Source organism: Pseudomonas sp. CFBP 8771 (assembly GCF_014841695.1).
GTDB lineage: Bacteria > Pseudomonadota > Gammaproteobacteria > Pseudomonadales > Pseudomonadaceae > Aquipseudomonas > Aquipseudomonas baltica.
Genome location: NZ_JACYUJ010000005.1, coordinates 273,229 through 299,144, shown reverse-complemented (window position 1 = coordinate 299,144; position 25,916 = coordinate 273,229). Strand labels below are relative to the sequence as shown.

The 25,916-nt window shown below is 63.5% G+C and carries 18 protein-coding genes and 1 tRNA gene; 13 read left to right on the top strand and 6 right to left on the bottom strand.

Annotated features, from left to right (window positions below; genetic code table 11):
- The first annotated feature begins 130 nt into the window (after window positions 1-130).
- The 9 genes from IFT80_RS13675 to IFT80_RS13635 all read left to right on the top strand — a co-directional run bounded on the left by IFT80_RS13675 (window position 131) and on the right by IFT80_RS13635 (window position 9,283).
- Complete coding sequence (locus tag IFT80_RS13675) at window positions 131-1,858, top strand: tetratricopeptide repeat protein (RefSeq protein ID WP_122475234.1); 1,728 nt, start codon at window positions 131-133, stop codon at window positions 1,856-1,858.
- A gap of 27 nt (window positions 1,859-1,885) precedes the next feature.
- Window positions 1,886-2,500 carry a lipoprotein insertase outer membrane protein LolB gene (gene lolB / locus IFT80_RS13670; protein ID WP_192058765.1) on the top strand — a complete coding sequence of 205 codons (615 nt, stop codon included), beginning with the start codon at window positions 1,886-1,888 and terminating at the stop codon, window positions 2,498-2,500.
- A gap of 19 nt (window positions 2,501-2,519) precedes the next feature.
- Window positions 2,520-3,365, top strand: a complete 846-nt coding sequence (gene ispE, locus IFT80_RS13665; RefSeq protein WP_185795007.1) for a 4-(cytidine 5'-diphospho)-2-C-methyl-D-erythritol kinase — start codon at window positions 2,520-2,522, stop codon at window positions 3,363-3,365.
- A 39-nt stretch (window positions 3,366-3,404) separates the two neighbouring features.
- Window positions 3,405-3,479: transfer RNA gene (locus tag IFT80_RS13660), tRNA-Gln, on the top strand.
- Window positions 3,480-3,526: 47 nt separating this feature from the next.
- Window positions 3,527-4,468 carry a ribose-phosphate pyrophosphokinase gene (locus IFT80_RS13655; protein ID WP_043192909.1) on the top strand — a complete coding sequence of 314 codons (942 nt, stop codon included), beginning with the start codon at window positions 3,527-3,529 and terminating at the stop codon, window positions 4,466-4,468.
- A gap of 138 nt (window positions 4,469-4,606) precedes the next feature.
- Window positions 4,607-5,212: a 50S ribosomal protein L25/general stress protein Ctc gene (locus tag IFT80_RS13650; RefSeq protein ID WP_122475235.1), complete on the top strand. Its 606-nt coding sequence runs from the start codon at window positions 4,607-4,609 to the stop codon at window positions 5,210-5,212.
- A 73-nt stretch (window positions 5,213-5,285) separates the two neighbouring features.
- Window positions 5,286-5,870: an aminoacyl-tRNA hydrolase gene (gene pth / locus IFT80_RS13645; RefSeq protein ID WP_043192904.1), complete on the top strand. Its 585-nt coding sequence runs from the start codon at window positions 5,286-5,288 to the stop codon at window positions 5,868-5,870.
- 21 nt (window positions 5,871-5,891) lie between these two features.
- Window positions 5,892-6,992, top strand: a complete 1,101-nt coding sequence (gene ychF, locus IFT80_RS13640; protein ID WP_192137725.1) for a redox-regulated ATPase YchF — start codon at window positions 5,892-5,894, stop codon at window positions 6,990-6,992.
- Window positions 6,993-7,210: 218 nt separating this feature from the next.
- Window positions 7,211-9,283 carry a putative bifunctional diguanylate cyclase/phosphodiesterase gene (locus IFT80_RS13635; RefSeq protein WP_192137724.1) on the top strand — a complete coding sequence of 691 codons (2,073 nt, stop codon included), beginning with the start codon at window positions 7,211-7,213 and terminating at the stop codon, window positions 9,281-9,283.
- Window positions 9,284-9,290: 7 nt separating this feature from the next.
- Here IFT80_RS13635 and IFT80_RS13630 read toward each other — a convergent pair whose 3' ends face one another.
- Window positions 9,291-10,505, bottom strand: a complete 1,215-nt coding sequence (locus IFT80_RS13630) for an MFS transporter (protein WP_122475240.1) — start codon at window positions 10,503-10,505, stop codon at window positions 9,291-9,293.
- A 228-nt stretch (window positions 10,506-10,733) separates the two neighbouring features.
- On the opposite strand from IFT80_RS13630, the gene IFT80_RS13625 reads away from it, so the two are divergent.
- The gene (locus tag IFT80_RS13625; protein WP_122475242.1) at window positions 10,734-11,603 is read left to right on the top strand and encodes an isocitrate lyase/PEP mutase family protein; all 870 of its coding nucleotides are present in this window, start codon (window positions 10,734-10,736) and stop codon (window positions 11,601-11,603) included.
- Between the two features lie 358 nt (window positions 11,604-11,961).
- Window positions 11,962-13,125 (top strand): type III PLP-dependent enzyme, encoded by a 1,164-nt coding sequence (locus IFT80_RS13620; protein ID WP_122475244.1) that lies wholly within the window; start codon window positions 11,962-11,964, stop codon window positions 13,123-13,125.
- Window positions 13,126-13,167: 42 nt separating this feature from the next.
- On the opposite strand, the gene IFT80_RS13615 is transcribed toward IFT80_RS13620, so the two are convergent.
- Together IFT80_RS13615 and IFT80_RS13610 are read right to left on the bottom strand one after the other, a co-directional pair.
- A complete protein-coding gene (locus tag IFT80_RS13615) occupies window positions 13,168-13,926 on the bottom strand; it encodes a tetratricopeptide repeat protein (protein ID WP_192102625.1) in 759 nt (252 codons plus the stop codon).
- Complete coding sequence (locus IFT80_RS13610; RefSeq protein WP_122475247.1) at window positions 13,923-14,603, bottom strand: Fe2+-dependent dioxygenase; 681 nt, start codon at window positions 14,601-14,603, stop codon at window positions 13,923-13,925. The genes IFT80_RS13615 and IFT80_RS13610 overlap by 4 nt, the downstream gene beginning before the upstream one ends.
- A gap of 205 nt (window positions 14,604-14,808) precedes the next feature.
- Here IFT80_RS13610 and IFT80_RS13605 point away from each other — a divergent pair, with 205 nt between their 5' ends.
- Entirely contained in the window at window positions 14,809-17,118 is a 2,310-nt protein-coding gene (locus IFT80_RS13605) for a TonB-dependent receptor (RefSeq protein WP_192102626.1), read from the top strand.
- 159 nt (window positions 17,119-17,277) lie between these two features.
- Complete coding sequence (locus IFT80_RS13600; protein WP_192137723.1) at window positions 17,278-19,803, top strand: PepSY domain-containing protein; 2,526 nt, start codon at window positions 17,278-17,280, stop codon at window positions 19,801-19,803.
- 276 nt (window positions 19,804-20,079) lie between these two features.
- Here IFT80_RS13600 and IFT80_RS13595 read toward each other — a convergent pair whose 3' ends face one another.
- Genes IFT80_RS13595 through ptsP form a run of 3 tightly spaced genes read right to left on the bottom strand, consistent with a single transcriptional unit; the run spans window position 20,080 to window position 25,636 of the window.
- Window positions 20,080-21,810, bottom strand: a complete 1,731-nt coding sequence (locus IFT80_RS13595; protein ID WP_192137722.1) for a PTS fructose-like transporter subunit IIB — start codon at window positions 21,808-21,810, stop codon at window positions 20,080-20,082.
- Between the two features lie 11 nt (window positions 21,811-21,821).
- Window positions 21,822-22,763, bottom strand: coding sequence for a 1-phosphofructokinase (pfkB, locus tag IFT80_RS13590; RefSeq protein ID WP_192137721.1), 942 nt, complete (start codon window positions 22,761-22,763; stop codon window positions 21,822-21,824).
- Window positions 22,763-25,636 carry a phosphoenolpyruvate--protein phosphotransferase gene (gene ptsP, locus IFT80_RS13585; protein WP_192137720.1) on the bottom strand — a complete coding sequence of 958 codons (2,874 nt, stop codon included), beginning with the start codon at window positions 25,634-25,636 and terminating at the stop codon, window positions 22,763-22,765. Before ptsP ends, pfkB begins: the two co-directional genes overlap by 1 nt.
- Window positions 25,637-25,916 lie beyond the last annotated feature (280 nt).

Genomic DNA, 25,916 nt, shown 5'->3' with positions numbered 1-25,916 from the left:
TGTCCTACTTCGTCCGGCCCAGAACAACCACCGCTATCTATTGTCCTAATAGGCAACCTCGAGTTATGGGTTTGACCTGTGGCTTGTGTCATGATGATCCGACCGCAGGTAAGCCGCCAAAATCCCCTCTATGAATAGAACCTCCACGTTGCTCCTCGCCTTCGCCTTGCTGCAGGGCTGCCAGTCATGGCCACCCAAAGAGCAGGCGACTCCGGTTCCCGTGGCGCAGCCGGCGCCTGCGCCGGACGAGACGCCCAAGGTCTACGGCTCGTTCAGCGAGGAAACCGTGTTCAGCCTGCTCAGTGCAGAGTTGGCCGGGCAGCGTGATCGCTTCGATCTTGCCCTGGGCAACTACGTGACCCAGGCCCGCAAGACGCAGGATCCGGGCATTGCCGAACGCGCTTTCCGCATCGCCGAATACCTGGGCGCCGATCAGCCAGCGCTGGAGACCGCGCAGTTGTGGGCGAAAAACGCCCCCGCCGACCTCGACGCGCAGCGTGCTGCTGCCATCCAGTTGGCGCGCAATGGCAAGTACGACGAGTCGCTGGTGTACATGGAGAAGGTCCTGCAGGGCCAGGGTGACACCCATTTCGACTTTCTTGCGCTGTCGGCGGCCGACACCGACGAAAGTACCCGGCGCGGCTTGCTGCAAAGTTTCGATCGCCTGCTGGGCAAGTACCCCGGCAACGGCCAGCTGATCTTCGGCAAGGCCTTGCTGATGCAACAGGATGGCAATACCGAAGGCGCCCTGGCGTTGCTGGAAGGCAATCCACCCCAGGAAGGTGAAATCGCCCCCATCCTGCTGCGCGCCCGTCTGCTCGCCGCGCTGGATCGCGGCAGCGAAGCCATGCCACTGCTGGAAAAAAACCTCAAGAAAATCCCCGACGACAAGCGTCTGCGCCTGACCTATGCGCGCATGCTGGTCGAACAGAACCGCATGGACGACGCCAAGCTGCAGTTCGCGATTCTCGTTCAGCAATACCCGGACGACGACGAACTGCGCTATTCGCTGGCCCTGGTGTGCCTCGAAGGCAAGGCCTGGGACGAAGCCTACAATTACCTCCAGCAACTGGTGGAGCGCGGCAGCCACGTCGACTCCGCACACCTGAACCTGGGCCGCATCGCCGAAGAACGCGGCGATCCACAGACAGCGCTCGATGAGTACGCCCAGGTGGATGTCGGTACCGACTACCTGCCCGCCCAGCTGCGTCAAGCCGATATCCTGATCGCCAACGGCCGCGCCGACGAGGCTTCACGGCGCCTGGCCGAGGCACGCGATGCCCAGCCCGACTACGCGATCCAGCTGTACCTGATCGAAGCCGAAACCCTGGCCAACAACGACAAGACCCAAGCCGCCTGGCTGGTGCTGCAGAACGCCATCAAACAGAATCCGGACGACCTGAACCTGCTGTACACACGGTCGATGCTGGCTGAAAAGCGTAACGACCTGGTACAGATGGAAAAGGACCTGCGGGCCATTCTGGCCCGCGAGCCGGACAATGCCATGGCGCTCAATGCCCTGGGCTACACGCTGTCCGACCGCACCACTCGCTTCGAGGAGGCCCGCACCCTGATCGAGCGGGCCCACCAGATCAACCCCGAAGATCCAGCCGTGCTGGACAGCCTGGGGTGGGTCAATTACCGACTGGGCAACCTCGACGCCGCCGAGCGCTATCTGCGCGACGCGCTGGAACGCTTTCCCGACCACGAAGTGGCCGCCCACCTGGGCGAAGTGCTGTGGGCCAGCGGCAAGCAGCGCGAGGCGCGCAAAATCTGGGGCAAGGCCCTGCAAGAACAACCCGACAGCCCTGTCCTGCGCAGCACCATCCTGCGCCTGACCGGTTCAGAGAATCTTTAATCCATGTCTTTGCGTCCTACCTCCTACATGATGCGTCACCTGCTGGTTGCCACTTTCATCGCCGTGCTCACCGGCTGCGCCGGCATGGGCTCCCACGAAGCCCTGCAGGGTCAGGGCAACCCGCAACAGTGGCAAGTGCACAAACAGCAACTCACCCAGCTCGACGGTTGGGAGATCAACGGTAAGATCGGCATCCGTGCGCCCAAGGACTCCGGTTCCGGCACCCTGTACTGGCTGCAGCGTCAGGATTACTACGACATCCGCCTGTCCGGCCCTCTGGGGCGCGGTGCGGCGCGCCTGACCGGACGCCCGGGCGATGTCAGCCTGGAGGTGGCCAATCAGGGCCGCTACCAGGCCACGACCCCCGAAGAACTGCTGGAACAGCAACTGGGCTGGAAACTGCCGGTTTCGCATCTGTCCTGGTGGGTCCGCGGCCTGCCGGCCCCCGACAGCAAGAGCCAGCTGACCCTTGATGGCGACAGCCGCCTCGCGGGGCTTGCCCAGGACGGCTGGAAAGTCGAATACCTGAGCTACACCGAACAGAATGGCTACTGGCTGCCCGAGCGGATCAAGCTGCATGGCCAGGACCTGGACGTGACCCTGGTGGTCAAGGATTGGCAGCCGCGCCGGCTGGGGCAGTGACATGAGCGCAGGCACTTCCATGAACCCCGTACTGACCCTGCCCGCGCCGGCCAAGCTCAACCTGATGCTGCACATCCTCGGCCGGCGCGCGGATGGCTATCACGAGCTGCAGACGCTGTTCCAGTTTCTCGACCACGGTGATGAGCTGGATTTCGCCCTGCGCGACGACGGCGTGGTGTGCCTGCACACCCAGATAGCCGACGTACCCCACGACAGCAACCTTATCGTCAAGGCCGCGCGGCAGCTGCAGGCACTGACGGGTACGGCGCTGGGCGCCGATATCTGGTTGCGCAAGGTACTGCCCATGGGCGGTGGTATCGGCGGTGGCAGCTCCGATGCCGCCACCACCCTGCTCGCCCTGAACCACCTCTGGCAGACCGGCTGCAGTGAAGATCAGCTCGCGCAGCTGGGGCTTTCCCTGGGCGCCGATGTGCCGGTGTTCGTGCGCGGCCATGCGGCGTTCGCCGAAGGCGTGGGCGAGAAACTGACCCCGGTCGAACTGCCACAGCCCTGGTATCTCGTGCTTGTACCGCAAGTCTCTGTAAGTACAGCGGAAATTTTTTCGGATCCGTTGTTGACACGTGACTCGGCGCCCATTAAAGTGCGCCCCGTTCTTGAGGGAAACAGTCGTAATGACTGCCAGCCAGTAGTAGAGCGTCGTTACCCTGATGTACGTAACGCACTGAATTTGCTTGGCAAATTCACTGAAGCTCGGCTAACAGGCACTGGAAGTTGTGTGTTTGGGGCCTTCCCAAGCAAAGCGGAAGCTGATAGAGTTTCGCACCTTCTTGCAGACACCCTTACAGGGTTCGTGGCCAAGGGAAGCAACGTTTCGATGTTGCATCGCAAGCTGCAGAGTCTGTAACAGGAAACGAGTGCTGGGCACTCGGAAGTTTCAAGCTACAGGGGCGTCGCCAAGCGGTAAGGCAGCAGGTTTTGATCCTGCCATGCGTTGGTTCGAATCCAGCCGCCCCTGCCATTTTCCTATACTCATCCAGGTATACCCTCAGCCGGCAGGTACTGCGCGTGTCCAAGATGATGGTCTTTGCGGGGAATTCAAACCCCGATCTGGCTCGACGCGTTGTGCGTCAGCTGCATATCCCTCTCGGTGATGTCTCCGTCAGCAAGTTTTCCGATGGTGAAATCAGCACCGAGATCAATGAAAACGTTCGCGGTAAAGACGTCTTCATTATCCAGCCTACATGTGCGCCGACCAACGACAACCTGATGGAACTGGTGCTGATGGCCGATGCCTTCCGCCGCTCCTCGGCTTCGCGAATCACCGCCGTGATCCCCTACTTCGGTTACGCTCGTCAAGACCGCCGTCCGCGCTCTGCCCGTGTGGCAATCAGCGCCAAGGTCGTCGCCGACATGCTGACCGTGGTGGGCATCGACCGTGTCCTCACCGTCGACCTTCACGCCGACCAGATTCAAGGCTTCTTCGATATCCCGGTCGATAACATCTACGGTTCTCCGGTTCTGGTGGACGATATCGAAGACCAGCGCTTCGAGAACCTGATGATCGTTTCCCCCGACATCGGTGGCGTGGTGCGTGCACGCGCCGTGGCCAAGTCGCTGGGCGTCGACCTGGGCATCATCGACAAGCGTCGCGAGAAGGCCAACCACTCCGAAGTGATGCACATCATCGGTGATGTCGAAGGCCGTACCTGCATCCTGGTCGACGACATGGTCGATACCGCCGGCACTCTGTGCCATGCGGCCAAGGCCCTGAAAGAACATGGCGCGGCCAAGGTGTTCGCCTATTGCACCCACCCGGTCCTGTCGGGGCGTGCGATCGAGAACATCGAGAAATCCGTGCTGGACGAGCTGGTGGTGACCAACACCATCCCGCTCTCCGCAGCCGCACAAGCCTGCGGGCGTATCCGTCAACTGGATATCGCCCCGGTTGTTGCCGAAGCGATGCGTCGCATCAGCAACGAAGAATCGATCAGCGCGATGTTCCGCTGAGGGCCCTGCCCTTCGCGAACACCGTTCTGACGAAAAGCGCCCCGGCCCGACACTCTTGTCGGGCCGGGGCTTTTTTGCCCGTATCGCCTTGGCGCTGGTCGCAAACGCTGGGCGAACGTGGTTATTTTGGAGAAACACATGAACGATTTCACTTTGAATGCCGAAGCGCGTTCCGACCTGGGGAAAGGTGCGAGCCGCCGCCTGCGTCGTCTCGCCAGCCTGGTACCAGCTGTTGTCTACGGTGGCGAAAAAGCCCCTGAGTCGATCAGCATGCTGGCCAAGGAAGTTGCCAAGCTGCTCGAAAACGAGGCTGCCTTCAGCCACGTGATCGAACTGAACGTTGGTGGCACCAAGCAGAACGTCCTGATCAAGGCACTGCAGCGTCACCCAGCCAAGGGTCACGTCCTGCACGCTGACTTCGTACGCGTGATCGCCGGCCAGAAACTGACCGCCATCGTGCCTCTGCACTTCATGAACCAGGAACCGGCTGTCAAGAAAGGCGGCGAGATCTCGCACACCGAGACCGAGCTGGAAGTGACCTGCCTGCCGAAAGACCTGCCTGAGTTCATCGAAGTCGACATGGCTGACGCTGAAATCGGCACCATCATCCACCTGTCCGACCTCAAGGCTCCGCAAGGCGTCGAGTTCGTCGCACTGGCTCATGGTACCGACCTGGCAGTTGCCAACGTCCACGCTCCGCGTATCGTTGCCGACGAAGAAACCGAAGAAGGCGCTGCCGAGTAATCTTACTCGCACGCCGAGCTGTGGATGACACCCTCGGGTGGCGTCCACGACTCGACAAGGAAGAGCCCCTGCCGTGACCGCCATACAACTGATCGTTGGCCTGGGTAACCCCGGCCCCGAATACGAACAGACCCGGCATAACGCAGGGGCTCTTTTCGTTGAGCGCATCGCCCAGGCACACCGTGTGAACCTGGTAGCCGATCGCAAGTATTTCGGCCTGACGGCGCGTTTCAGCCATCAGGGCCATGACGTTCGTCTGTTGATCCCCACCACCTACATGAACCGCAGCGGTCAATCCGTCGCAGCGATGGCGAATTTCTTTCGCATACCGCCGCAAGCGATCCTGGTGGCCCACGACGAACTCGACCTGCCCCCCGGCGTCGCCAAGCTCAAACTGGGCGGCGGGCACGGCGGGCACAACGGCCTGCGCGACATCATCGCGCAGCTCGGCAATGACAATGGCTTTCACCGTCTGCGGCTTGGCATCGGCCACCCGGGTGACAGCAAGTTGGTGTCCAATTTCGTTCTTGGCCGCGCCCCGCGCGCCGAACAGGAAAAGCTGGATGCCAGTATCGATTTTGCCCTCGGTGTGCTGCCGGATATCTTCGCCGGCGAGTGGAATCGCGCGATGAAAAACCTGCACAGCCAAAAGGCCTGACTCTTCGAAGAGGGATTCACCATGGGATTCAACTGCGGCATCGTCGGCCTGCCCAACGTCGGCAAGTCCACCCTGTTCAACGCCTTGACCAAATCCGGGATCGCGGCCGAGAACTTTCCGTTCTGCACCATCGAGCCCAACAGCGGCATCGTGCCGATGCCCGATGCGCGCCTGGAAGCACTGGCTGCCATCGTCAATCCCAAGCGCGTGCTGCCCACCACCATGGAGTTCGTCGACATCGCGGGCCTCGTGGCCGGCGCTTCGAAAGGTGAAGGGCTGGGCAACAAGTTCCTCGCCAACATCCGCGAAACCGACGCCATCGCCCACGTGGTGCGCTGCTTCGAAGACGAGAACGTGATCCACGTTTCCAACAGCGTCGACCCCAAGCGCGACATCGAGATCATCGACCTTGAGCTGATTTTCGCCGACCTCGACAGCTGCGAGAAGCAACTGCAGAAGGTTGCGCGCAACGCCAAGGGTGGCGACAAGGACGCGGTGGTGCAAAAGGGCCTGCTGGAGCAGTTGATTGCCCATTTCACCCTGGGCAAACCGGCCCGCAGCCTGATGCGCACCATGGGCAACGACGAGAAGGCGGTCGTGCGCGGCTTCCATCTGTTGACCACCAAGCCGGTCATGTACATCGCCAACGTTGCCGAAGACGGCTTCGAGAACAACCCGCTGCTGGACGTGGTACGGGTGATTGCCGAAGAAGAAGGCGCGATCGTGGTGCCGGTGTGCAACAAGATCGACGCCGAAATCGCCGAGCTCGACGACGGCGAAGAGAAGGACATGTTCCTCGAGGCCCTGGGCCTGGAAGAGCCCGGCCTGAACCGGGTGATCCGCGCCGGCTACGAACTGCTCAACCTGCAGACCTACTTCACCGCCGGCGTCGAGGAAGTCCGCGCCTGGACCGTGAAGATCGGCGCCACCGCGCCACAGGCCGCCGGTGTGATCCACACCGACTTCGAAAAAGGCTTCATTCGCGCGGAAGTCATCGCCTACAACGACTTCATCCAGTACAACGGCGAAGCCGGTACCAAGGAAGCAGGCAAATGGCGCCTGGAAGGCAAGGAATACATCGTCAAGGACGGTGATGTGATGCACTTCCGCTTCAACGTCTGAGCCGACCCGCTACACCGCCTCACGCGCCCCTCGAAAGCCCCGTCATCGCCCTGCGATGCGGGGCTTTTTGCATTCAGGCTCCAAGGGCCGCCACGCGCTAAAGATAGCGCATGGCCAGCCGACAACCTGTGGACCAGACACGTGCACGGGTTACCGCGCCCTGGTGACCACCCGCTGCCCTCGACCGCGCCGTAGTTCCCCCTAGCAGACGCCACCCCATGAACGAAAATTCCGATGTGATGTACAGGCTGCTCGTACAGGGAGTGGTGGATTATGCGATCTACATGCTCTCGCCGCAGGGCATCGTTTCAAACTGGAATGCCGGGGCGCAGCGGGCCAAGGGGTATCGTGCGGAGGAGATCGTCGGACAGCATTTTTCGTGCTTCTACACCCCCGCGGACCGCGCCTGTGGCTTGCCGGCGCAGAGCCTGGCGACGGCGCTGGAGGCGGGGCGTTTCGAATGCGAAGGCCAGCGGGTGCGCAAGGACGGCACGCTGTTCTGGACCCATGTAGTGATCGAGCCCATCCATGACGACAGGGGCCAGTTGCTCGGCTTCGCCAAGGTCACGCGCGACATCAGCGAGAAGCGTGCGCGGGACTTGAGCCTGCTGGAAGCCAAGCGCCTGGCGGAAAGTCACAGCGCCGAAATGGCCTCGTTGTCGATGTTTCTCGATTCGGTCATCGCCAATATTCCGTCCAGCGTGATCGTGCAGGACGCCGTATCGCGGCAGATCCTGCTGGTGAATCTGCAGGCTGAGCGGCTGTTCGGCAATGCCCGTGAGCAGATGATCGGTCGGCAGCTGGAAGAGTGCCTGGCGCCGGCGTTGAGCGGTTATCTGCGCCGGTTGACCGACCAGTGCGTGCGTACCGAGGGATTGCACCATGCCCAGAGCCAGCAGCACACCCTGCTGGGCCTGCGGACCTTGCGCAGCAAGACGGTGACCATACGCGGCAAGGAACTGGGCAGCAGTTACGTGCTGCTGATCGTGGAAGACATCACCGACGAAAACGCTGCCCAGGCGCGCATTCGCCACATGGCTCACCACGACAGCCTGACCGGGCTGCCCAATCGGGCGCTGTTCCGCCAACGTCTCGAAGAGGCCTTGCGTGAAGACGCCAGCCGCGACCGCGTGACGGCGACCCTGTGCCTGGACCTGGACAACTTCAAGAACGTCAACGATGCCCTGGGCCATGAGTTCGGCGACCGTCTGCTGCGCGCCATCGCCACGCGCCTGCGCGACGTGCTGCGGGTCAAGGACACGTTGGCGCGCCTGGGCGGCGACGAGTTCGCGGTGATCCTGCCCGAACTCAAGAACGGCGAAGACGCGCAGCTCACCGCGCAACGCCTGATCGACACCATCGAGCCGGCTTTCCTGATCGAGGGGCACAGCCTCTGCGTGGGCTTGAGCGTGGGCATTGCGCTGGCGCCCAGGGATCAGAACACGCCCGAAGAATTGCTGCGCTGCGCCGACATGGCCCTGTACGAGGCCAAGCGCAACGGCCGCCATCGCTACGAATACTTTCATCCACGCATGGATGCCTTGGCGCAGAAGCGCCGCACAGTGGAAAGCGATCTGCGTCAGGCCATCGTCGACAAACAGCTGCATCTGTATTACCAACCCATCATCGACAAGCGCGACACGCAGATCATTGGCTATGAGGCACTGATGCGTTGGCAGCATCCGCAACATGGCATGATCATGCCGCTGGATTTCATCGCCATCGCCGAAGAAACCGGGCTGATTCACGAGCTGGGTGCGCTGGCTTTGCGCGAAGCCTGCCACGAAGCTCAACGCTGGCCTGGCGAGCTGACCGTGGCGGTCAACCTGTCGCCGGTGCAGTTTCGCAACAATGGCCTGGTGGAGCTGGTGCAGGCAGCGTTGAGCGAGTCGGGCCTGGACGCCGCACGGCTGGAGCTGGAGATCACCGAATCGGTGCTGCTGGACAACAACCAGGCCAACATCAGTATCCTGCAGCGCTTGAAAGCCCTGGGTGTGCGCATCGCCCTGGACGATTTCGGCACTGGGTATTCGTCCCTCAGCTACCTGCGCGCATTTGCCTTCGACAAGATCAAGATCGACAAGTCGTTCGTGCACGACATGGGCGACAGCAACGAAGCCATCGCCATCATCCGCGCGATCACCGGCATGGGCCGCAGCCTGCAGATGCAGGTCACGGCCGAGGGCGTGGAAAGCGACGAGCAGTTCATGCGGCTCAAGGCCGAAGGCTGCTCGCATTTCCAGGGCTACCTGTTCGGTCGCCCGCAGCCAGCCGAGCACCGCGCCCGCTAGCGCTGCCTCACACCGCCTTCTTGGTGCTCGGCAGCAGGATCGTCAGGATGCCGAACAAGGGCAGGAACGAGCACAGCCAGTACACGTACTCGATGCCGTGAATGTCCGCCAGATGGCCGAGCAGCGCTGCGCCAATGCCGCCGAAACCGAACATCAGGCCGAAAAACACCCCGGCGATCATGCCCACGTTGCCTGGCACCAGCTCCTGCGCATACACCACGATGGCGGAGAATGCCGACGCCAAAATGAAGCCGATGACCACGCTCAGCACACTCGTCCAGAACAGGTCGACGTAGGGCAGCATCAGGGTGAACGGCGCCGAGCCCAGAATGGAGAACCAGATCACCGCCTTGCGGCCGATCTTGTCGCCGATGGGCCCGCCGAAGAAAGTCCCGGCCGCCACCGCGCCGAGGAACAGGAACAGGTGCAACTGCGAACTGGCCACCGATAGGTCGAACTTCTCGATCAGGTAAAAGGTGAAGTAGCTGGTGAAGCTGGCCATGTAGAAATACTTGGAGAACACCAGCAATGCCAGCACCACCAGCGCGGCTTTGACTCGCCCCTTGGACAGACCGTGGCTGGCGCTCTGGCCAGCGCGCGCCTTGAACTGGTTGAGATGGCCACGGTACCAGCGGCTGATGCCGTACAGCAGCGCCACGGCGAACACCGCGATCAGGCCGAACCAGGCCACATGCCCCTGCCCGAACGGAATGACGATGGCCGCCGCCAGCAGTGGACCGAACGCCGACCCGGTATTGCCCCCTACCTGGAAGGTGGATTGCGCCAGGCCGAAGCGTCCACCGGAGGCCAGTCGCGCCACCCGCGAAGTTTCCGGGTGAAAGGTCGAGGAGCCGATGCCGATCAGCGCCGACGCCAGCAGGATCATCGGGAAGCTGCCGACCATGGACAGCAGCATGATGCCAATCAATGTGCAGACCATGCCGGCGGGCAACAGCAGCGGCTTGGGATGGCGATCGGTATAGAAGCCGATCCAGGGTTGCAGCAATGATGCGGTGACCTGGAAGGTCAGGGTGATCAGGCCCACCTGGGTGAAGGTCAGCCCGTAGCTGGCCTTGAGCATGGGATAGATCGACGGCAGCACCGCCTGGATCAGGTCGTTGACCAGGTGCGCGAGGGCGCAGGCACCCAGGATGCGCATCACCAGCGGACTGGTCTGTGCAGCGCCTGGCGCGGGGTTGGCGATTGTTGTGGGAGTGGCCATGGGGATTCCGTTGGCAGGCAGGCATGGCCGGACACTCTGCCATTTTGCGTGCGCCGTCGCCACTTGCCGATGCAGTCGAATCAGGCACGGCGCAATGGCGCCAACGAATACAACTTCACCCGTGCGGTGATAAACTGGCGCCAGTCACTAAAAACCCATGAAGAATCGATAAAGTTCCAGAAACCCTCCGCATGAGGCATTGGGGTTTCGCCAGAATCAGGAGCGATCATGCCCAAAGTTTCCCACACGGCCCTGCGTCGCCAGTTCCGTGAGCTGCTTGCTTCAAAACAGTGTTATCACACCGCTTCGGTGTTCGATCCGATGTCTGCCCGCATTGCCGCCGACCTGGGCTTCGAGGTCGGTATTCTCGGCGGTTCGGTGGCGTCGCTGCAGGTGCTGGCGGCCCCCGACTTCGCCCTGATCACCCTGTCCGAGTTCGCCGAGCAGGCCACACGCATCGGTCGTGTGGCGCAGTTGCCGGTGATTGCCGACGCCGACCACGGCTATGGCAACGCGCTGAACGTGATGCGTACCGTGGTCGAACTGGAACGCGCCGGCATCGGTGCCCTGACCATCGAGGATACCTTGCTGCCGGCGCAGTTCGGTCGCCGCTCAACCGACCTCATCTCGGTGGCCGAAGGGGTCGGCAAGATTCGCGCAGCGCTCGAAGCGCGGGTCGATCCCGAGCTGACCATCGTCGCCCGGACCCACGCCGGGGTGCTTTCGACCCAGGAAGTGATCAGCCGCACCCAGGCCTACCAGGCCGCTGGTGCCGATGGCATCTGCATGGTCGGCGTGAAGGACTTCGAGCATCTGGAACAGATTGCCGAAAACCTCAGTGTGCCGCTGATGCTGGTGACCTACGGCAACCCTGCGCTGCACGACGACGCACGCCTGGCGGCGCTGGGTGTGCGCGTGGTAGTGGACGGCCACGGTGCCTATTTTGCAGCGATCAAGGCAACCTACGACTCGCTGCGCGAACAGCGCCAGCAGTTCAGCAAGAGCACCGACCTGAGCGCCACCGAACTGACCCACACCTACACCCATCCGGAGAGCTACGTGAGCTGGGCCAAGGAATTCATGAATGTGAAGGAGTGACCGACGGGCCAGCCCCTCGGGAACATCATGCGGTCATGTGGGTCGGTTAAAAGGGAACCGCTGCAGCAGTGTGCAGCGGTTGCAGTGCCAGCAATCGAGCAACGTACGAAAACGCGACATTTTTAGTTGCTCTCAAGCCTTCCACGCCCTAAAGTTCGCGCCGACCGTCCATGCTGGAAACGATCCATCCGGCTCAAGTACTGACGACGAGACAACAGGCCACCGGAAAGCAGCTTTCCGTGGCCTTTTTGCTTTCGCCCGACATGCCTTGGGAAGTAGGCGAACCAAAGTGGGGATACGGAGGATGGTCATTTGAGCCCATTTATATTCACGACGTTTGCCACCAGGAGTCCCTAGCATGTCGATCAACGTCGAAGACTACTTCGCACGCGATACCTTCAACAAAATGAAGGCGTTCGCCGACAAGCAAGAAACCCCATTCGTAGTTATCGATACCGCCATGATCAGCAAGGCCTACGATGACCTGCGCGCCGGTTTCGAATTTGCCAAGGTGTATTACGCGGTCAAGGCCAACCCGGCCGTGGAAATCATCGACCTGCTGCGCGACAAAGGCTCGAGCTTCGACATTGCCTCGATCTACGAGCTGGACAAGGTCATGAACCAGGGCGTGGGGCCGGAGCGCATCAGCTACGGCAACACCATCAAGAAGTCCAAGGACATCCGCTACTTCTACGACAAGGGCGTGCGCCTGTACGCCACCGACTCCGAAGCCGACCTGCGCAACATCGCCAAGGCCGCGCCGGGCTCGAAGGTCTACGTACGGATCCTTACCGAAGGCTCGACCACGGCCGACTGGCCGCTGTCGCGCAAGTTCGGCTGCCAGACCGACATGGCCATGGACCTGTTGATCCTGGCTCGCGACCTGGGCCTGGTGCCGTACGGCATCTCCTTCCACGTCGGCTCGCAGCAGCGTGACATCAGCGTGTGGGACGCGGCGATCGCCAAGGTCAAGGTGATCTTCGAACGCCTCAAGGAAGAAGACGGCATCGTTCTCAAGCTGATCAACATGGGCGGTGGCTTCCCGGCCAACTACATCACCCGCACCAACAGCCTGGAAACCTATGCCGAGGAAATCATCCGTTTCCTCAAGGAAGACTTCGGTGACGAGCTGCCGGAAATCATCCTCGAGCCGGGCCGCTCGCTGATCGCCAACGCCGGCATTCTGGTCAGTGAAGTGGTGCTGGTGGCGCGCAAGTCGCGTACCGCAGTAGAGCGCTGGGTGTACACCGACGTGGGCAAGTTCAGCGGGCTGATCGAAACCATGGACGAGTCCATCAAGTTCCCGATCTGGACCGAGAAGAAAGGCGAGATGGAAGAGGTGGTGATCGCCGGGCCGACTTGCGACAGCGCCGACATCATGTACGAGCACTACAAATATGGCCTGCCGTTGAACCTGGCCATCGGCGACCGCCTGTACTGGCTGTCCACCGGTGCCTACACCACCAGCTACAGCGCGGTGGAATTCAACGGCTTCCCGCCTTTGAAATCGTTCTACGTCTGAATGCACCAGGGACTTGCGGGCAGCCTCGGGCTGCCCGTGACTCTACTGCTCCAGCGCCTGCAAGCGCTGCGCGTAGAGGCTGGCCATCGCCCTGATGGCCGGATGTCTGACCTGCTCCAGCACCTTCATGCTGCTGCGCAGGAAATTCGCGTTCCCCCCTTCGAGAGCCCGCTGCAGCCAGATCAGTGCGGTATCGACGTCGCCCTCCTCTGCCAGCATCGCGGCATGGCTGAATTGGCCGCGGAAGTCTCCCGCCTGGGCCGAACGCATGTACCAGACCTGTGGCCTGGGTAGATCGGCGCCCGCCACCAGCCCCTGTTCCAGGTAACGCCCTACCAGATTCATGGATTTGGCGTGGCCCATGGTGGCCGCCTGCAGATAGCAGGCGAACGCTCGCGGGTGGTCGAGTGCCACGCCGCGCCCGGTACCCAACAGATTGGCCAGGTTGTACAGGCCCCAATCGAGCCCGGCCCGTGCCGCGTGCAGGTAATGGCCGGCAGCACGTTCGGCACTGGCCTCGCAGCCCCATCCGTGTTCGTGGCAGCGACCGAGCATGTTGTGCGCCATGGCATGGCCCCGGCTGGCCGCGATGGCAAACCATTTCAGTGCAAGCGCCGCATCACGTTCGATACCGCGGCCATCGAGCAGGATCTGCCCGAGCAATGCCTGTGCATCGACCACGCCCTGCCCCGCAGCGATCACCAGCGCCTGGGCGGCCTTGCGCGGTTCGGCGACGAGCATCGCCTTCAACTGCTCGTTGTCCAGCACCTCCCGACGGCGCAGGCTGAAGTCGCCGCTCATACATCCACCCAGCGCCGCAGCAGGTTGTGGTAGGTGCCGGTGAGTTGAATCAGCGAGGGGTGCTCGGGGACGTCGCGGCTCAACTGCTGGATCGCCCCGTCCATCTCGAACAGCAGCGCCCGCTGACTGTCTTCGCGAACCAGGCTCTGCGTCCAGAAGAACGATGCGAAACGCGCGCCGCGGCTGACCGCACGCACCTTGTGCAGGCTGGTGGCCGGGTACAGCAGCAAGTCGCCGGCCGGCAGCTTGACTTCGCGAGTGCCGAAGGTGTCCTGGATCACCAGTTCGCCGCCGTCGTAGTCCTGTGGATCGCTGAAAAACAACGTCGAGGACAGGTCGGTGCGTACCCGTTCGATGCTGCCCTTGGCCTGGCGTACGGCATTGTCGATGTGAAAATCGAAACTTCCGCCTGCGGTGTAGCAGTTGATCAGCGGTGGAAACACCTTGTTCGGCAATGCCGCCGACATGAACAAAGGGTTGGCCCACAGGCGTTCGAGCAGCGCCGCGCCGATCTCCATCGCCAGCGGGTGGCCTTCGGGCAGTTGCAGGTTGTGCTTGGCCTTGGCCGACTGATGGCCTGCCGTCATCCGCCCATCCGCCCAATCGGCCTGCTCCAGGGCCTGGCGAATGCGCAGCACTTCGTCGCGCGCGAACAATCCGGGAATGTGTAGGAGCATGGAAAGTCACCGCAAGCCAAGGGGCAGCAATGGTATTGATTCCCATTGCCGGAACACAAGCGCGCATGTCCTGAAATGCAGACAAAACCGTCGAGCAAATTGTAAAGAATGTAAACGGCTCTCGAATAGCAATATTTCGCAATTGCTACAAATATGCAGTTACATTATGCTCCGCCGCCTCATAACCTTGGGGAAGGTTTCCACCATGACGCGCCAACACCACTTCATTCCGGTCTCATCGCCACGGCTGCTGGCCTCTGCCATCGGCATGGCCCTGGGCGCTACCTGCGCCGCGCCAACGGCACAGGCCGCGCCGGCCAGCGAGGCCAAGGGCGCCTCAGTATCGCTCGGTGCCACCAGCATCACCGGCGACGCGCAGGAGCCGACGTCCTACCAGGTCGAGCGCGCCTCGTCCGCCAAGTACACCGCGCCGCTGGTCGATACCCCGCGCTCGGTGACGGTGGTGCCGCAACAGGTGATCAAGGACACCGGTGCACTCAACCTGCAGGACGCGTTACGCACGGTACCGGGCATCACCTTCGGTGCCGGCGAAGGCGGTAACCCGCAGGGCGACCGACCCTTCATCCGCGGTTTCGACGCACAGGGCGACACTTACCTGGACGGCGTACGCGATGCCGGCGCGCAAAGCCGGGAAATCTTCGCCGTGGAATCCATCGAGGTCAGCAAAGGCCCCAACTCGGCCATCGGCGGCCGTGGCGCTGCGGGCGGCACCATCAACCTGGTGAGCAAGAAAGCGCACCTGGGCGACTCACTGGATGGCGGTTTCACCTGGGGCTCGGACCAGACCCAGCGCTATACCCTGGATGGCAACTACCAGTTCAGCGACAGCGCCGCCGGGCGACTCAACCTGATGAGCCACCAAAGCAACGTGGCCGGGCGCGACCAGGTCGACTACGACCGTTGGGGCATTGCGCCGTCGCTGGCCTTCGGCCTGGGCACCGAGACTCGGGTCTTCCTCGACTATTACCACCTGGAGAGCGACGATCTGCCCGACTCGGGCATTCCCTACAGCATTCCGGCGGCGGGCAACGCGGGCCGCACCTCGGCCAATCCGGACAAGCCTGAGGACGGTGGCAGCCGCAGCAACTTCTATGGCCTGAGCGACCGTGACTTCCGCAAGACCCGCAGCGACATCGCCACCTTCGCCATCGAGCACGACCTCACCGACGCCTTGACCGTGAAGAACACCCTGCGCCATGGCAACACCATGCAGGACTACATCCTCACCCAGCCCGACGACAGCCAGCGCAATGTCAACAACGGCAGTGTCTGGCGCCGCGCCAACAGTCGCGTCGGCAACACCGCGACCACCACCAACCAGACCGATCTGTTCGGTGACTTCTACGTCGGCGGGTTGAAGAACAGCTTCTCCACCGGCATCGAATTCAGCCGCGAAGACAGTGACCGCAGTTCCTACACCGTCAACACCGACACCACGCCGCGCACCGCCGGCGCCAGCACCAACTGCACACCGGGCAGCATCGTTTCCAGCGGCTACAACTGCACGTCGCTGGCCAACCCCAATCCGGACGACCCGTGGAGCGGCGCCATTGCCCGCAACTACGCCGGCACCGACACGTCCAGCAAGACGCGGGCGATCTACGTGTTCGACACGCTGGAGCTGAGCCCGCAGTGGCAGGTGAACGCCGGCCTGCGCTACGACCACTTCGAAACCGACTACCGCACCTTCACCGCCGCCGGTGCCACCACGGCCAAGGGCAAGGACACCAGCGAGTTCGTCACCGGCCAACTGGGGCTGGTGTGGAAGCCTGCCGAGAACGGCAGCGTGTATGTTTCCTACGCCACCTCGGCCACCCCACCCGGTTCGCTGGTGGGCGAAGGCATGGAAGGCAACCCGCTGGGCGGAGCACCGGATCGCGCAGGCAACCTGCTGAGCAGTGACCTGGAGCCCGAAGAAACCACCAACTACGAAGTCGGCACCAAGTGGGACCTGCTCGACCAGCGTCTGTCGCTGACCGCCGCACTGTTCCGCACCGAGAAAGAAAACACCCGCGTGCAGACCAGCACCTTTGCCTACGAGAACGCCGGCAAGACCCGAGTCGATGGCCTGGAGCTGTCGGCGTCCGGCAAGCTTACCGAGCAATGGCAGGTGTTCGCCGGCTACAGCTACCTGCAGGCGCGCGTGGTCGACAACGGCCCGCTGGGCGCGGCCAACGACGGCAACCAGATGCCCAACACGCCGAACAACAGCGCCAGTCTGTGGACCACCTATAACCTGACGCCCAAGCTGACCATCGGCGGCGGCGCCTTCTATGTCGACGACGTGTTCGGCAATGTCGCCAACACCACCATGGTCGACAGCTACGTGCGCCTGGATGCCATGGCCAGCTACAAGATCAGCAAGCATTTCGACGTGCAGCTGAACGTGCAGAACCTGGCCGACAAGACCTACTACGACAAGGCTTTCAGCACCCACTTCGCCAACCAGGCGGCGGGACGCACGGCGCTGTTGAGCACCAACTTCCACTTCTAGCCACTGCGCGTCGGTTGCTGCGCCCCGCTCGTTTCGACGACGCGGGGCGTTTCACGTCGCAACGGCAATGATCAGAATCGGTGCGCCTGAGACTGATTCTCAGCCAGTGCTGCATAATGCCGTCTGCCCTCCTTTCGATCGGCCCGCTCAAGGTGATTCGTGTTCAAGAACGTCCTCTTCCAGTTGCACTGGTTTTTCGGCATCACCGGCGGCCTGGTGCTGGCCCTGATGGGCATCACCGGGGCCAGCTACTCGTTCGAGGATGAAATCCTGCGCGCGCTCAATCCGCAGACCCTGAACGTGCAGATTCGCGATGGCGGCATCCTCCCTGCTGCGCAGCTGGTGGAAATCCTCGAGCAGCGGCAGGGCAGCAAGGTTGCCGCATTGCGTGTGGACCTGGTCGACGGCAGCGCCGCACGGGTGTCGTTCACCCCGCCGCCAGGGCAACGTCGAGGGCCTTCGGCCTATTTCGATCCGTACACTGGGGAGTTGCAGGGCGAGGTGGTCGGCGAAGGCTTCTTCGACTTGATGCTGGACCTGCATCGCTTCCTGGCCATGGGCGCGACGGGCCGGCAGATCACCGCAGCCTGCACCCTGATGCTGGTGTTCTTCTGTCTTTCCGGCCTGTATCTGCGCTGGCCGCGCAAGGCGCTGCAATGGCGCACCTGGCTGACCCTGGACTGGGCCAAGAAGGGTCGCGCCTTCAATTGGGACCTGCATGCGGTGTTCGGCACCTGGTGCCTGCTGTTCTATCTGCTGGCGGCCTTGACCGGCCTGACCTGGTCTTACCAGTGGTTCGGCAACGCGGTGAACAGAATGCTCTCCGACAACCCTGCCGCCCAGCGCATCGAGCGGCGCACCGCGTCTTCTGCCGATGTGGCGCCCACGGTGAATTACGACGCGCTGTGGGCCAGCATCCAGGGCGCGGTTGGTCCACGACTGAGCGTGGTCAACATGCGTGTTCCGGGCAATGTCGGCCTGCCGGCAACGGTGTTCTACCTGCGTACGGATTCGCCCCATGACCGGGCCTTCGGCCTGCTCAGCCTCGACCCGGCCACCGGTCAGGTCAAGGACATCCAGCGCTATGAGGACAAGTCGCTGAAAGCGCAGCTGCTGACCAGCATCTACGCCCTGCATGTGGGCAGTTATTTCGGCCTGGTCGGTCGTATCCTGATGATGCTGGCGAGCCTGACGATGCCATTGTTCCTCATCACGGGCTGGCTGCTGTACCTGGATCGGCGTCGCAAGAAGCGCCAGGTACGCCTGGCCCGCGGCGCCTTGCACCAGCAGGACGAGACGTCGGCCGGTTGGTTGATCGGGTTCGCCAGCCAGAGCGGTTTCGCCGAGCAACTGGCGTGGCAAACCGCCGGGCAACTGCAGTCGGCCGGTCAGAACGTGCGTGTCCGCGCCTTGGGCGAGGTGGATGAAGCGCAGCTGCGGCACGCCGACAAGGCGTTGTTCGTGGTCAGCACGTTCGGCGACGGCGAGGCACCCGACACCGCGCGCGGCTTCGAGCGCAAGGTGCTGGGCAGTGCCTGTGCCCTGCCCGGCTTGCGCTACGCAGTGCTGGCGCTGGGTGACCGGCAATACCAGCAGTTCTGCGGCTTCGCTCATCGTCTGGACCAATGGCTCGATGAGCGTGGCGCCCAGCCGCTGTTTGCCTCGATCGAGGTCGACAACGCCGATCCAGCGGCCTTGCAGCACTGGCAGCAGCAATTGAGCGGGCTGACCGGAGGCGTCGCCCAAGCCGTGTGGCAGGCACCGGTGTTCAGCCCGTGGACCTTGCTCGAACGCCATCTGCTGAATCCGGGGAGTGAAGGCGCAGCGGTCTATCGCATTGCCTTGCACAATGATGGCGAGGCCCACTGGCAGGCTGGCGATCTGGTCGACGTGCTGCCACGCAACGGCTGCGCGGCCATCGACCAGTGGTTGTCCGGGCTGGGGCTGCAGGCGTCTGCGCTGGTTGAGGTCGATGGCTTGCAGGAGCCGCTGGGTCAGGCGCTGGCCAGTCGGCAACTGCCGGCCAGTCGCGGGCACCTGGTAGGTTTGCATGCACAGGCGCTGGTGGATGCGCTGATACCCATCGCTGCACGTGAGTATTCCATTGCTTCGCTGCCCAGCGACGGCCGGCTGGAACTGATCGTGCGCCAGGAGCGCCACGCCGACGGCAGCCTGGGGCTGGGGTCGGGATGGCTGACCGAACACGCCCAGGTGCACGGCGCGGTCAGCCTGCGCTTGCGGCGCAACGCCGGCTTTCATCTACCGCAGGAGCCGGTGCCGGTGATTCTGCTGGGCAACGGCACCGGTCTGGCTGGCTTGCGCAGCTTGCTCAAGGGCCGCATCGAACAAGGCCAGCGGCGCAATTGGTTACTGTTCGGCGAACGTAACCGAACCCATGATTTCCTGTGCGCGGATGAGTTGCTGGGGTGGCTGGCCAGTGGTGATCTGGCGCGGCTGGATCTGGCGTTCTCGCGTGATCAGGCGCACAAGGTGTACGTGCAGGATCGGTTGCGCGAGGTCGGTGAGGTGTTGCTGCAGTGGGTGGAGGATGGCGCGGTGATCTATGTCTGCGGCAGCCTGCAGGGCATGGCCAGCGGGGTGGATGAAGTGCTGGTCCAATTGCTGGGCCGGGAACGCCTGAACGACCTGATCGAAACCGGCCGCTACCGACGCGACGTCTATTGACCCATCGCGTGTACCGCCGACGCGGCTCGCGCCGCTGCTACAGGGGTTACGATGTGTCAGCCTCACCGCGATGAAACCGCACACCGCATCCAGCCTGATCGCCCCCTCTGTAGCAGCGGCGCAAGCCGCGTCGGCGGTACATGCGGTGTATCAACCTCACCGCGATGAAACCGCACGCGCCCTCTGTAGCAGCGGCGCGAGCCGCGTCGGCGGTGCATGCGGTGTATCTGGCTCACCACGGTGAGGCCGGACGCGGCTTGCGCCGCTGCTACGGGATCAGGCCTTGACCGGCTCTACGGCAATTTCCTGGACTTCCGGCTTCTTGATCACTGCATACACCACCGCAGTCAGCAAGGCCCCGGCAACGATGGCCAGCAGATACAGCAAGGCATGGTTGATCGCGTTGGGAATCAACAACACGAACAGCCCACCGTGCGGCGCCATCAGCTTGCAGCCGAAGTACATCGACAATGCGCCGGTCAACGCGCCACCGACCAGGCTCGCCGGGATCACCCGCAGCGGATCCTTGGCAGCGAACGGTATGGCGCCTTCGGAAATGAAGCACAGCCCCAGCACCAATGCCGCTTTGCCAGCCTCACGCTCGGTCTGGGCAAACTTGCGTCGAGCCAGGAAGGTGGCCAGGCCCAAGCCAATCGGCGGCACCATGCCGGCCGCCATGGTCGCGGCCATCGGCGCGTAGCTCTGCGAGGCCAGCAGCCCCACCGAAAACGCGTACGCCGCCTTGTTGATCGGCCCGCCCAGGTCGACGCACATCATCGCCCCCAGCAGCACGCCCAGCAGCAACGCATTGGTAGTACCCATGCTGTCAAGGAAGGTGGTCAGCCCAGCGAGCATCCCGGCCACGGGTTTGCCCACCACGTAGATCATCACCAGGCCGGTGAACAGGCTGGCCAGCAGCGGAATGATCAGGATCGGCTTGAGCGCTTCCAGGCTCGCCGGCAGGCGCGCATAGCGGTTGATCGCCTTGGCGGCGTAACCGGCAATGAAACCGGCCGCGATACCGCCAATGAAGCCCGCACCCAGGGTGCTCGCCAGCAAACCACCGATCATGCCCGGGGCAAGCCCCGGACGGTCAGCGATCGAATAAGCGATGTAGCCCGCCAGCAACGGCACCATCAGCTTGAATGCCGCCTCGCCACCGATCTGCATCAACGCCGCTGGCAAGGTGCCCGGCTCCTTGAACGCCTCGATACCGAACACGAACGACAGCGCGATCAGCAAACCGCCCGCCACCACCATCGGCAGCATGAACGACACACCGGTCAACAGGTGCTTGTAGACGCCGGTCTTTTCCTGCTTCTTGGGCGCACCGGCAGCGCTGCCGGTGGACTCCACTTCACCTTCGGCCAAGGCCTTGTTCAGCGTGGCCTGGGCCTGTTTCAAGGCGATACCGGTACCGCAGCGATAGATCTTCTTGCCGGCAAAACGCTCGGTAGCCACTTCGATGTCGGCGGCCAGCAGCACCACGTCGGCTTCGTCGATGGCCTGCACTCTCAACGGATTGCGCGCGCCCACCGAACCCTGGGTTTCGACCTGCAGCTCATAACCCAACTGCTTGGCGCCTTGCTGCAAAGCCTCGGCGGCCATGAACGTGTGCGCCACCCCGGTCGGGCATGCGGTGACCGCCACCAGCCGTGGCGCACGCGACGCTGCCGCGGCAGCGGCCGGAGCGGCGGCATAGGGCTTGGCCTGATCGGCGGCCTGGCGCAGGAAGCCGTCGACATCCTGCAGGGCATGGGCCGGGCTGCTCTGGAACAGACGCTTGCCGACGAAACGGCTCAGGTCCATGGCGCCGGTGTTGACCACCAGCACCCAATCCGCGTTCTCGATATCGGCTGCGCTCAGACGCAGTTCCGGGTGTTGCGGGTCGAACACTTCAACGAAGGTGGTCCAGCCCTGGCGACGGGCCGCAGCGTCGAGCAGACGTGCGCTCAAGACGCTGGACACCCGCCCGCTGGGGCACGCGGTGACAATAGCTAGTTTCATCTTCAACCCTCTTATTGTTCTGTCAGCGGACGTACGCTGACGCCGCTTTCAAGCCGCGCCAGGTGCGCGGCATCACTGATTCCGAAGCCGATCTGCGTCACCGCCATGGCGGCGATCGCCGTGGCCGTGCGCAGGCTGTGTTCCGGCGCCTGCTCGCTGAGCAAACCGTGCACCAGCCCGGCCAGCAGCGAGTCTCCGGCACCTACGGTGCTGGCGACCTCGACGGTGGGCGGCAAGGCCTGCAAGGCGAGGTCGGCCGCGAACCAATTGACGCCGCGTTCGCCTTGCGAGATCACCACATTGGCGACGCCGTCAGCCAACAGGCGCTGCGCCGCAGCCGCTTGCTCGACCGGCGTTTCCACGGAATTGCCGAGCACCTCGGTCAGCTCGTGGGTGTTGGGCTTGATCAGCCATGGACGCGTCTTCAAGCCCGCACGCAAGGCAGCCCCGCTGGTATCGAGTGCCACCTTCAAGCCCATGTGCGCAAGCTGTTCGAGCAGTGCCTGAAACCATTCAGGGCTCACCCCACGCGGCAGGCTGCCGGCCACCACGACGGCGTCGTGACCCGGTGCAATGTCGTGCAGGCGTGCCAGCAGGGCGGCCTGAGCCTGGTCGTCGACCACCGGGCCCGGACCATTGAGGTCGGTGACCCGGCCATTGCGTTCGGCCAGCTTGATGTTGCTGCGCGTTTCGCCCGGTACGCGAATGAACGCATCGGTGAAACCGCGTTGAGCGAACAAGGCCTCGAACGGTTGCGGGTTGGCCTCGCCCAGAAAGCCGCTCACGGTCACCTGATGGCCGAGGTCGGCCAACACCTGGGCAACATTGAGGCCCTTGCCGGCGGCGTGTCGGTGCAAGGCATTGCTGCGATTGACTTCGCCCAGTTCCAGCCCGTCGATTTCCACGGTCAGGTCCAACGCCGGATTGAGCGTCAGGGTCAGGATGCGTGCCATCAAGATTTCTCCACCAGGGCACGTACCTGCGCAGCGGTGCCCAGCCCGAGCGCATGCCGGGCCAATTGTTGCGCGTGGCTGAGCGTCAGCTCGCGCACCCCCGCCTTGACCTCGGCGATGCTGCGCGCCGAGACACTCAATTCATCCACGCCCAGGCCGACCAGCAACGGCACCGCCAGTGGATCAGCCGCCAGTTCGCCGCACACGCCGACCCACTTGCCGTAGTCGTGTGCCGCGCGCACGGTGATGTCGATCAGTTGCAGCACCGCGGGGTGCAGGCCATCGGCCTGGGCCGAGAGGGTCGGGTGACCACGGTCGATGGCCAGCGTGTACTGGGTCAGGTCGTTGGTGCCAATGCTGAAGAAGTCGACCTCGCGGGCCAACACCGGGGCCAGCAATGCCGCCGACGGCACCTCGATCATGATGCCCAGCTGCAGGTCCTTGACCGGAATCTCGCGGCGCACGCGCTCGGTCATGTCCTTGGCCTGGCGCCACTCTTCGAGGCTGCCGACCATGGGAAACATGATCCGCAACGGGCGGTTGTCGGCGGCGCGCAGCAGTGCGCGCAGCTGGCCTTCCATCACGTCGGGACGCTGCAGGGTCAGGCGAATGCCGCGGACCCCCAGGAACGGGTTCTCTTCCTTGTCGATCGGCCAGTACGGCAGCGGTTTGTCGCCGCCCACATCGAGCGTGCGCACCACCAACGGCCGACCTTGCAGGCCATCGAGCACGCGGCGGTACTCGGCTTCCTGCACCGCCTCGTCCGGGGCTTGCGAATGGGCCATGAAAATCAGCTCGGTGCGCAGCAAGCCAACGCCTTCGGCGCCCTGCTCCACGGCCTTGGCGACACCGGCGCTTTCGCCGATGTTGGCGAACACTTCCACCGCGTGCCCGTCCAGGGTCACGGCGCTTTCCATGCGTCGCTCGGCTGCCGCCTGCAGGCGCTGCTCGCGACGGTCACGGTCGGCCAGCGCCTGTTCCAGCACCTCGGGCGCCGGGGCCACGGTCAGCAGGCCGCGCTGGCCGTCGATCAACAATGCGGTGCCGGCGGCAATCTGCAACACCGCCTCGCCTGCGCCCACCACGGCAGGAATGCCGAGGGCACGCGCAACGATGGCGCTGTGCGCAGTGGCGCCACCGCGGGCGGTCAGAATCCCGGCCACGCGCGCCGGGTCCAGACGGGCGACGTCGGATGGGCCGACCTCGTCCATCACCAGAATATAGGCCTGCTTGGGTTCTTCCAGGGTAGGCACGCCGCACAGCTGCGCCAGCACGCGACGGCCGATGTCGCGCAGATCCGCTGCGCGTTCGGCCAGCAGCGCATCCTGCAGCGATTCCTGCTGCACCGCGGCCGCTTCGATCACCGTGTTCCAGGCCGCGGCAGCGCTTTCGCCCTGCTGCAGGCGGGCAGCGACTTCATCGGTCAGGGCCGGGTCGTCGAGCATTTCCTGGTGAGTGACGAAAATCTCGCGGATGGCTTGTGCCTGGGCGCGCTGGATCAACCCGTCGATGTCCTGCCTGACCTGGCCGAGGGCGGCCTGCAAGCGTTCACGCTCCAGCGCCACGGACTCGCCACGCTGGGGAAAGTCGAAATCGTGCAGCACCTGGATGTGCGCCGGGCCCATGGCGATCCCAGGGGCCGCGGCGACACCCTGGACCTGCGCGCCCGCGCCTGGCGCCTGTGGCTTGATCTTGGCCGCCTTGGTCACAGCGGGCTGCGCAGGCGCAGCCTCGGTGACGCTCGGCAGCGGTTCCACTTCCTCGCCCAGGCCCTCCTCGATGGCCGCCAACAACGCCGGCAAGGCGTCGCCGGCAATGGTCGGCTCGGCGACCAGTTCCAGGGTCTGACCGCGCTGCGCACCCAGGCTGAGCAACTTGCTCAGGCTCTTGGCAGACACCGCGAGACCGCCGGATTCGACCACCCGCAAGCGAATCTCGCCTTCGAAGCTCTTGGCCAGCTGCGCCAGAATCTTCGCCGGCCGCGCGTGCAGGCCATGTGCGTTGGCCAGCACGATGCGTGCGCTGGGCCAATCGGCAGGTAGCTCACCGCCCAGCGCTTCGAGCACGGCGCGGGTGCTGGTGGCAGCACCCAATTCGTTGCCGCGGCCTTCGATGAGCAACGCGCACAGGCGTTCGAGCAAGGCCTGGTGAGCTTCGCCCAGGCTGGCCAGGCAGAACAGCCCGGTCAGCGGCTGGCCCAGGTAGCGCAGGGGTTTGTCGGGGGTCACGAAGGCCAGGCCCGGACGCTTTACGGTCTGCTCGCTGTGCAGCCACCACAAGCCATCGCCCAGCGGCAAGGCTTCGACCTGCTGAAGCAGCGCGGCAAAACCATTGCTCACGCAGTCGGCCTGACGCAGCAGACGCGCACCACGCCAGACCAGTTCCTCGAAGTCTTCGGCCATCACGCCCAGGCTGATCATCTGCGCATCCAGCGCCAATTCCTGCGGCGCCCCTTGCAGCAGCTTCAGCAACGCGGGTGCATCGGTGGCCTGGCGCAGCGCTTCACCCAGGTCGGTTTCACCCAGCGCGCGGGTCAGCAGTTGCAGCAGGCGCAGGTGTTCGTCGGACTTGGCAGCGATGCCGATGGCCAGGTAGACCTTCTGGCCGTCACCCCAATCCACGCCTTCGGGAAATTGCAGCAGGCGCACGCCGGTGGTGAACACCAGGTCACGGGTATCGGGCGTGCCGTGGGGAATGGCGATGCCTTGGCCCAGAAAGGTCGAGCCTTGAGCTTCACGCGCTTGCAGGCCGGCCAGGTAACCTTCGGCCACCAGGCCATCGGCAACCAGCTTGTCGGCGAGCAATTGCAGGGCGGCGGGTTTATCCACGGCGCTCTGGCCCATGGATATCTGCTCTATAGTGAGCTCCAGCATTGCCTCTCTCCTTTACAGCGGCGGCAGCGCGCTGAGGTATTGTTGTGAAGTGTGAGCATAGAGCATCGAGGTGCGCGCTCTGTACTTCCGATAGGTCCGGCCTGCGTTGCCGAGGGTAAGGTTGAGACCTCGACAAGAGATGTTTTACGGCAGGAAACACGCAGGCTGAAACGTTTAATCTAGAATGCAGCGCACGTTACTCGATAATCTTCGATGATTGAAGTCCAACCTGTCGGTTACGTTGCCTGAACTTAGCCTGGCGCCACCCGACAAACGATGA

What these genes read in the sequence shown, in the direction of transcription:
- IFT80_RS13675 (WP_122475234.1), top strand. Translation starts at nt 131, where the DNA reads ATGAATAGAACCTCCACGTTGCTCCTCGCCTTCGCCTTGCTGCAGGGC.
- lolB (WP_192058765.1), top strand. Translation starts at nt 1,886, where the DNA reads ATGATGCGTCACCTGCTGGTTGCCACTTTCATCGCCGTGCTCACCGGC.
- ispE (WP_185795007.1), top strand. Translation starts at nt 2,520, where the DNA reads ATGAACCCCGTACTGACCCTGCCCGCGCCGGCCAAGCTCAACCTGATG.
- IFT80_RS13650 (WP_122475235.1), top strand. Translation starts at nt 4,607, where the DNA reads ATGAACGATTTCACTTTGAATGCCGAAGCGCGTTCCGACCTGGGGAAA.
- ychF (WP_192137725.1), top strand. Translation starts at nt 5,892, where the DNA reads ATGGGATTCAACTGCGGCATCGTCGGCCTGCCCAACGTCGGCAAGTCC.
- IFT80_RS13635 (WP_192137724.1), top strand. Translation starts at nt 7,211, where the DNA reads ATGAACGAAAATTCCGATGTGATGTACAGGCTGCTCGTACAGGGAGTG.
- IFT80_RS13630 (WP_122475240.1), bottom strand. Translation starts at nt 10,505, where the DNA reads ATGGCCACTCCCACAACAATCGCCAACCCCGCGCCAGGCGCTGCACAG.
- IFT80_RS13625 (WP_122475242.1), top strand. Translation starts at nt 10,734, where the DNA reads ATGCCCAAAGTTTCCCACACGGCCCTGCGTCGCCAGTTCCGTGAGCTG.
- IFT80_RS13620 (WP_122475244.1), top strand. Translation starts at nt 11,962, where the DNA reads ATGTCGATCAACGTCGAAGACTACTTCGCACGCGATACCTTCAACAAA.
- IFT80_RS13615 (WP_192102625.1), bottom strand. Translation starts at nt 13,926, where the DNA reads ATGAGCGGCGACTTCAGCCTGCGCCGTCGGGAGGTGCTGGACAACGAG.
- IFT80_RS13610 (WP_122475247.1), bottom strand. Translation starts at nt 14,603, where the DNA reads ATGCTCCTACACATTCCCGGATTGTTCGCGCGCGACGAAGTGCTGCGC.
- IFT80_RS13605 (WP_192102626.1), top strand. Translation starts at nt 14,809, where the DNA reads ATGACGCGCCAACACCACTTCATTCCGGTCTCATCGCCACGGCTGCTG.
- IFT80_RS13595 (WP_192137722.1), bottom strand. Translation starts at nt 21,810, where the DNA reads ATGAAACTAGCTATTGTCACCGCGTGCCCCAGCGGGCGGGTGTCCAGC.
- pfkB (WP_192137721.1), bottom strand. Translation starts at nt 22,763, where the DNA reads ATGGCACGCATCCTGACCCTGACGCTCAATCCGGCGTTGGACCTGACC.
- ptsP (WP_192137720.1), bottom strand. Translation starts at nt 25,636, where the DNA reads ATGCTGGAGCTCACTATAGAGCAGATATCCATGGGCCAGAGCGCCGTG.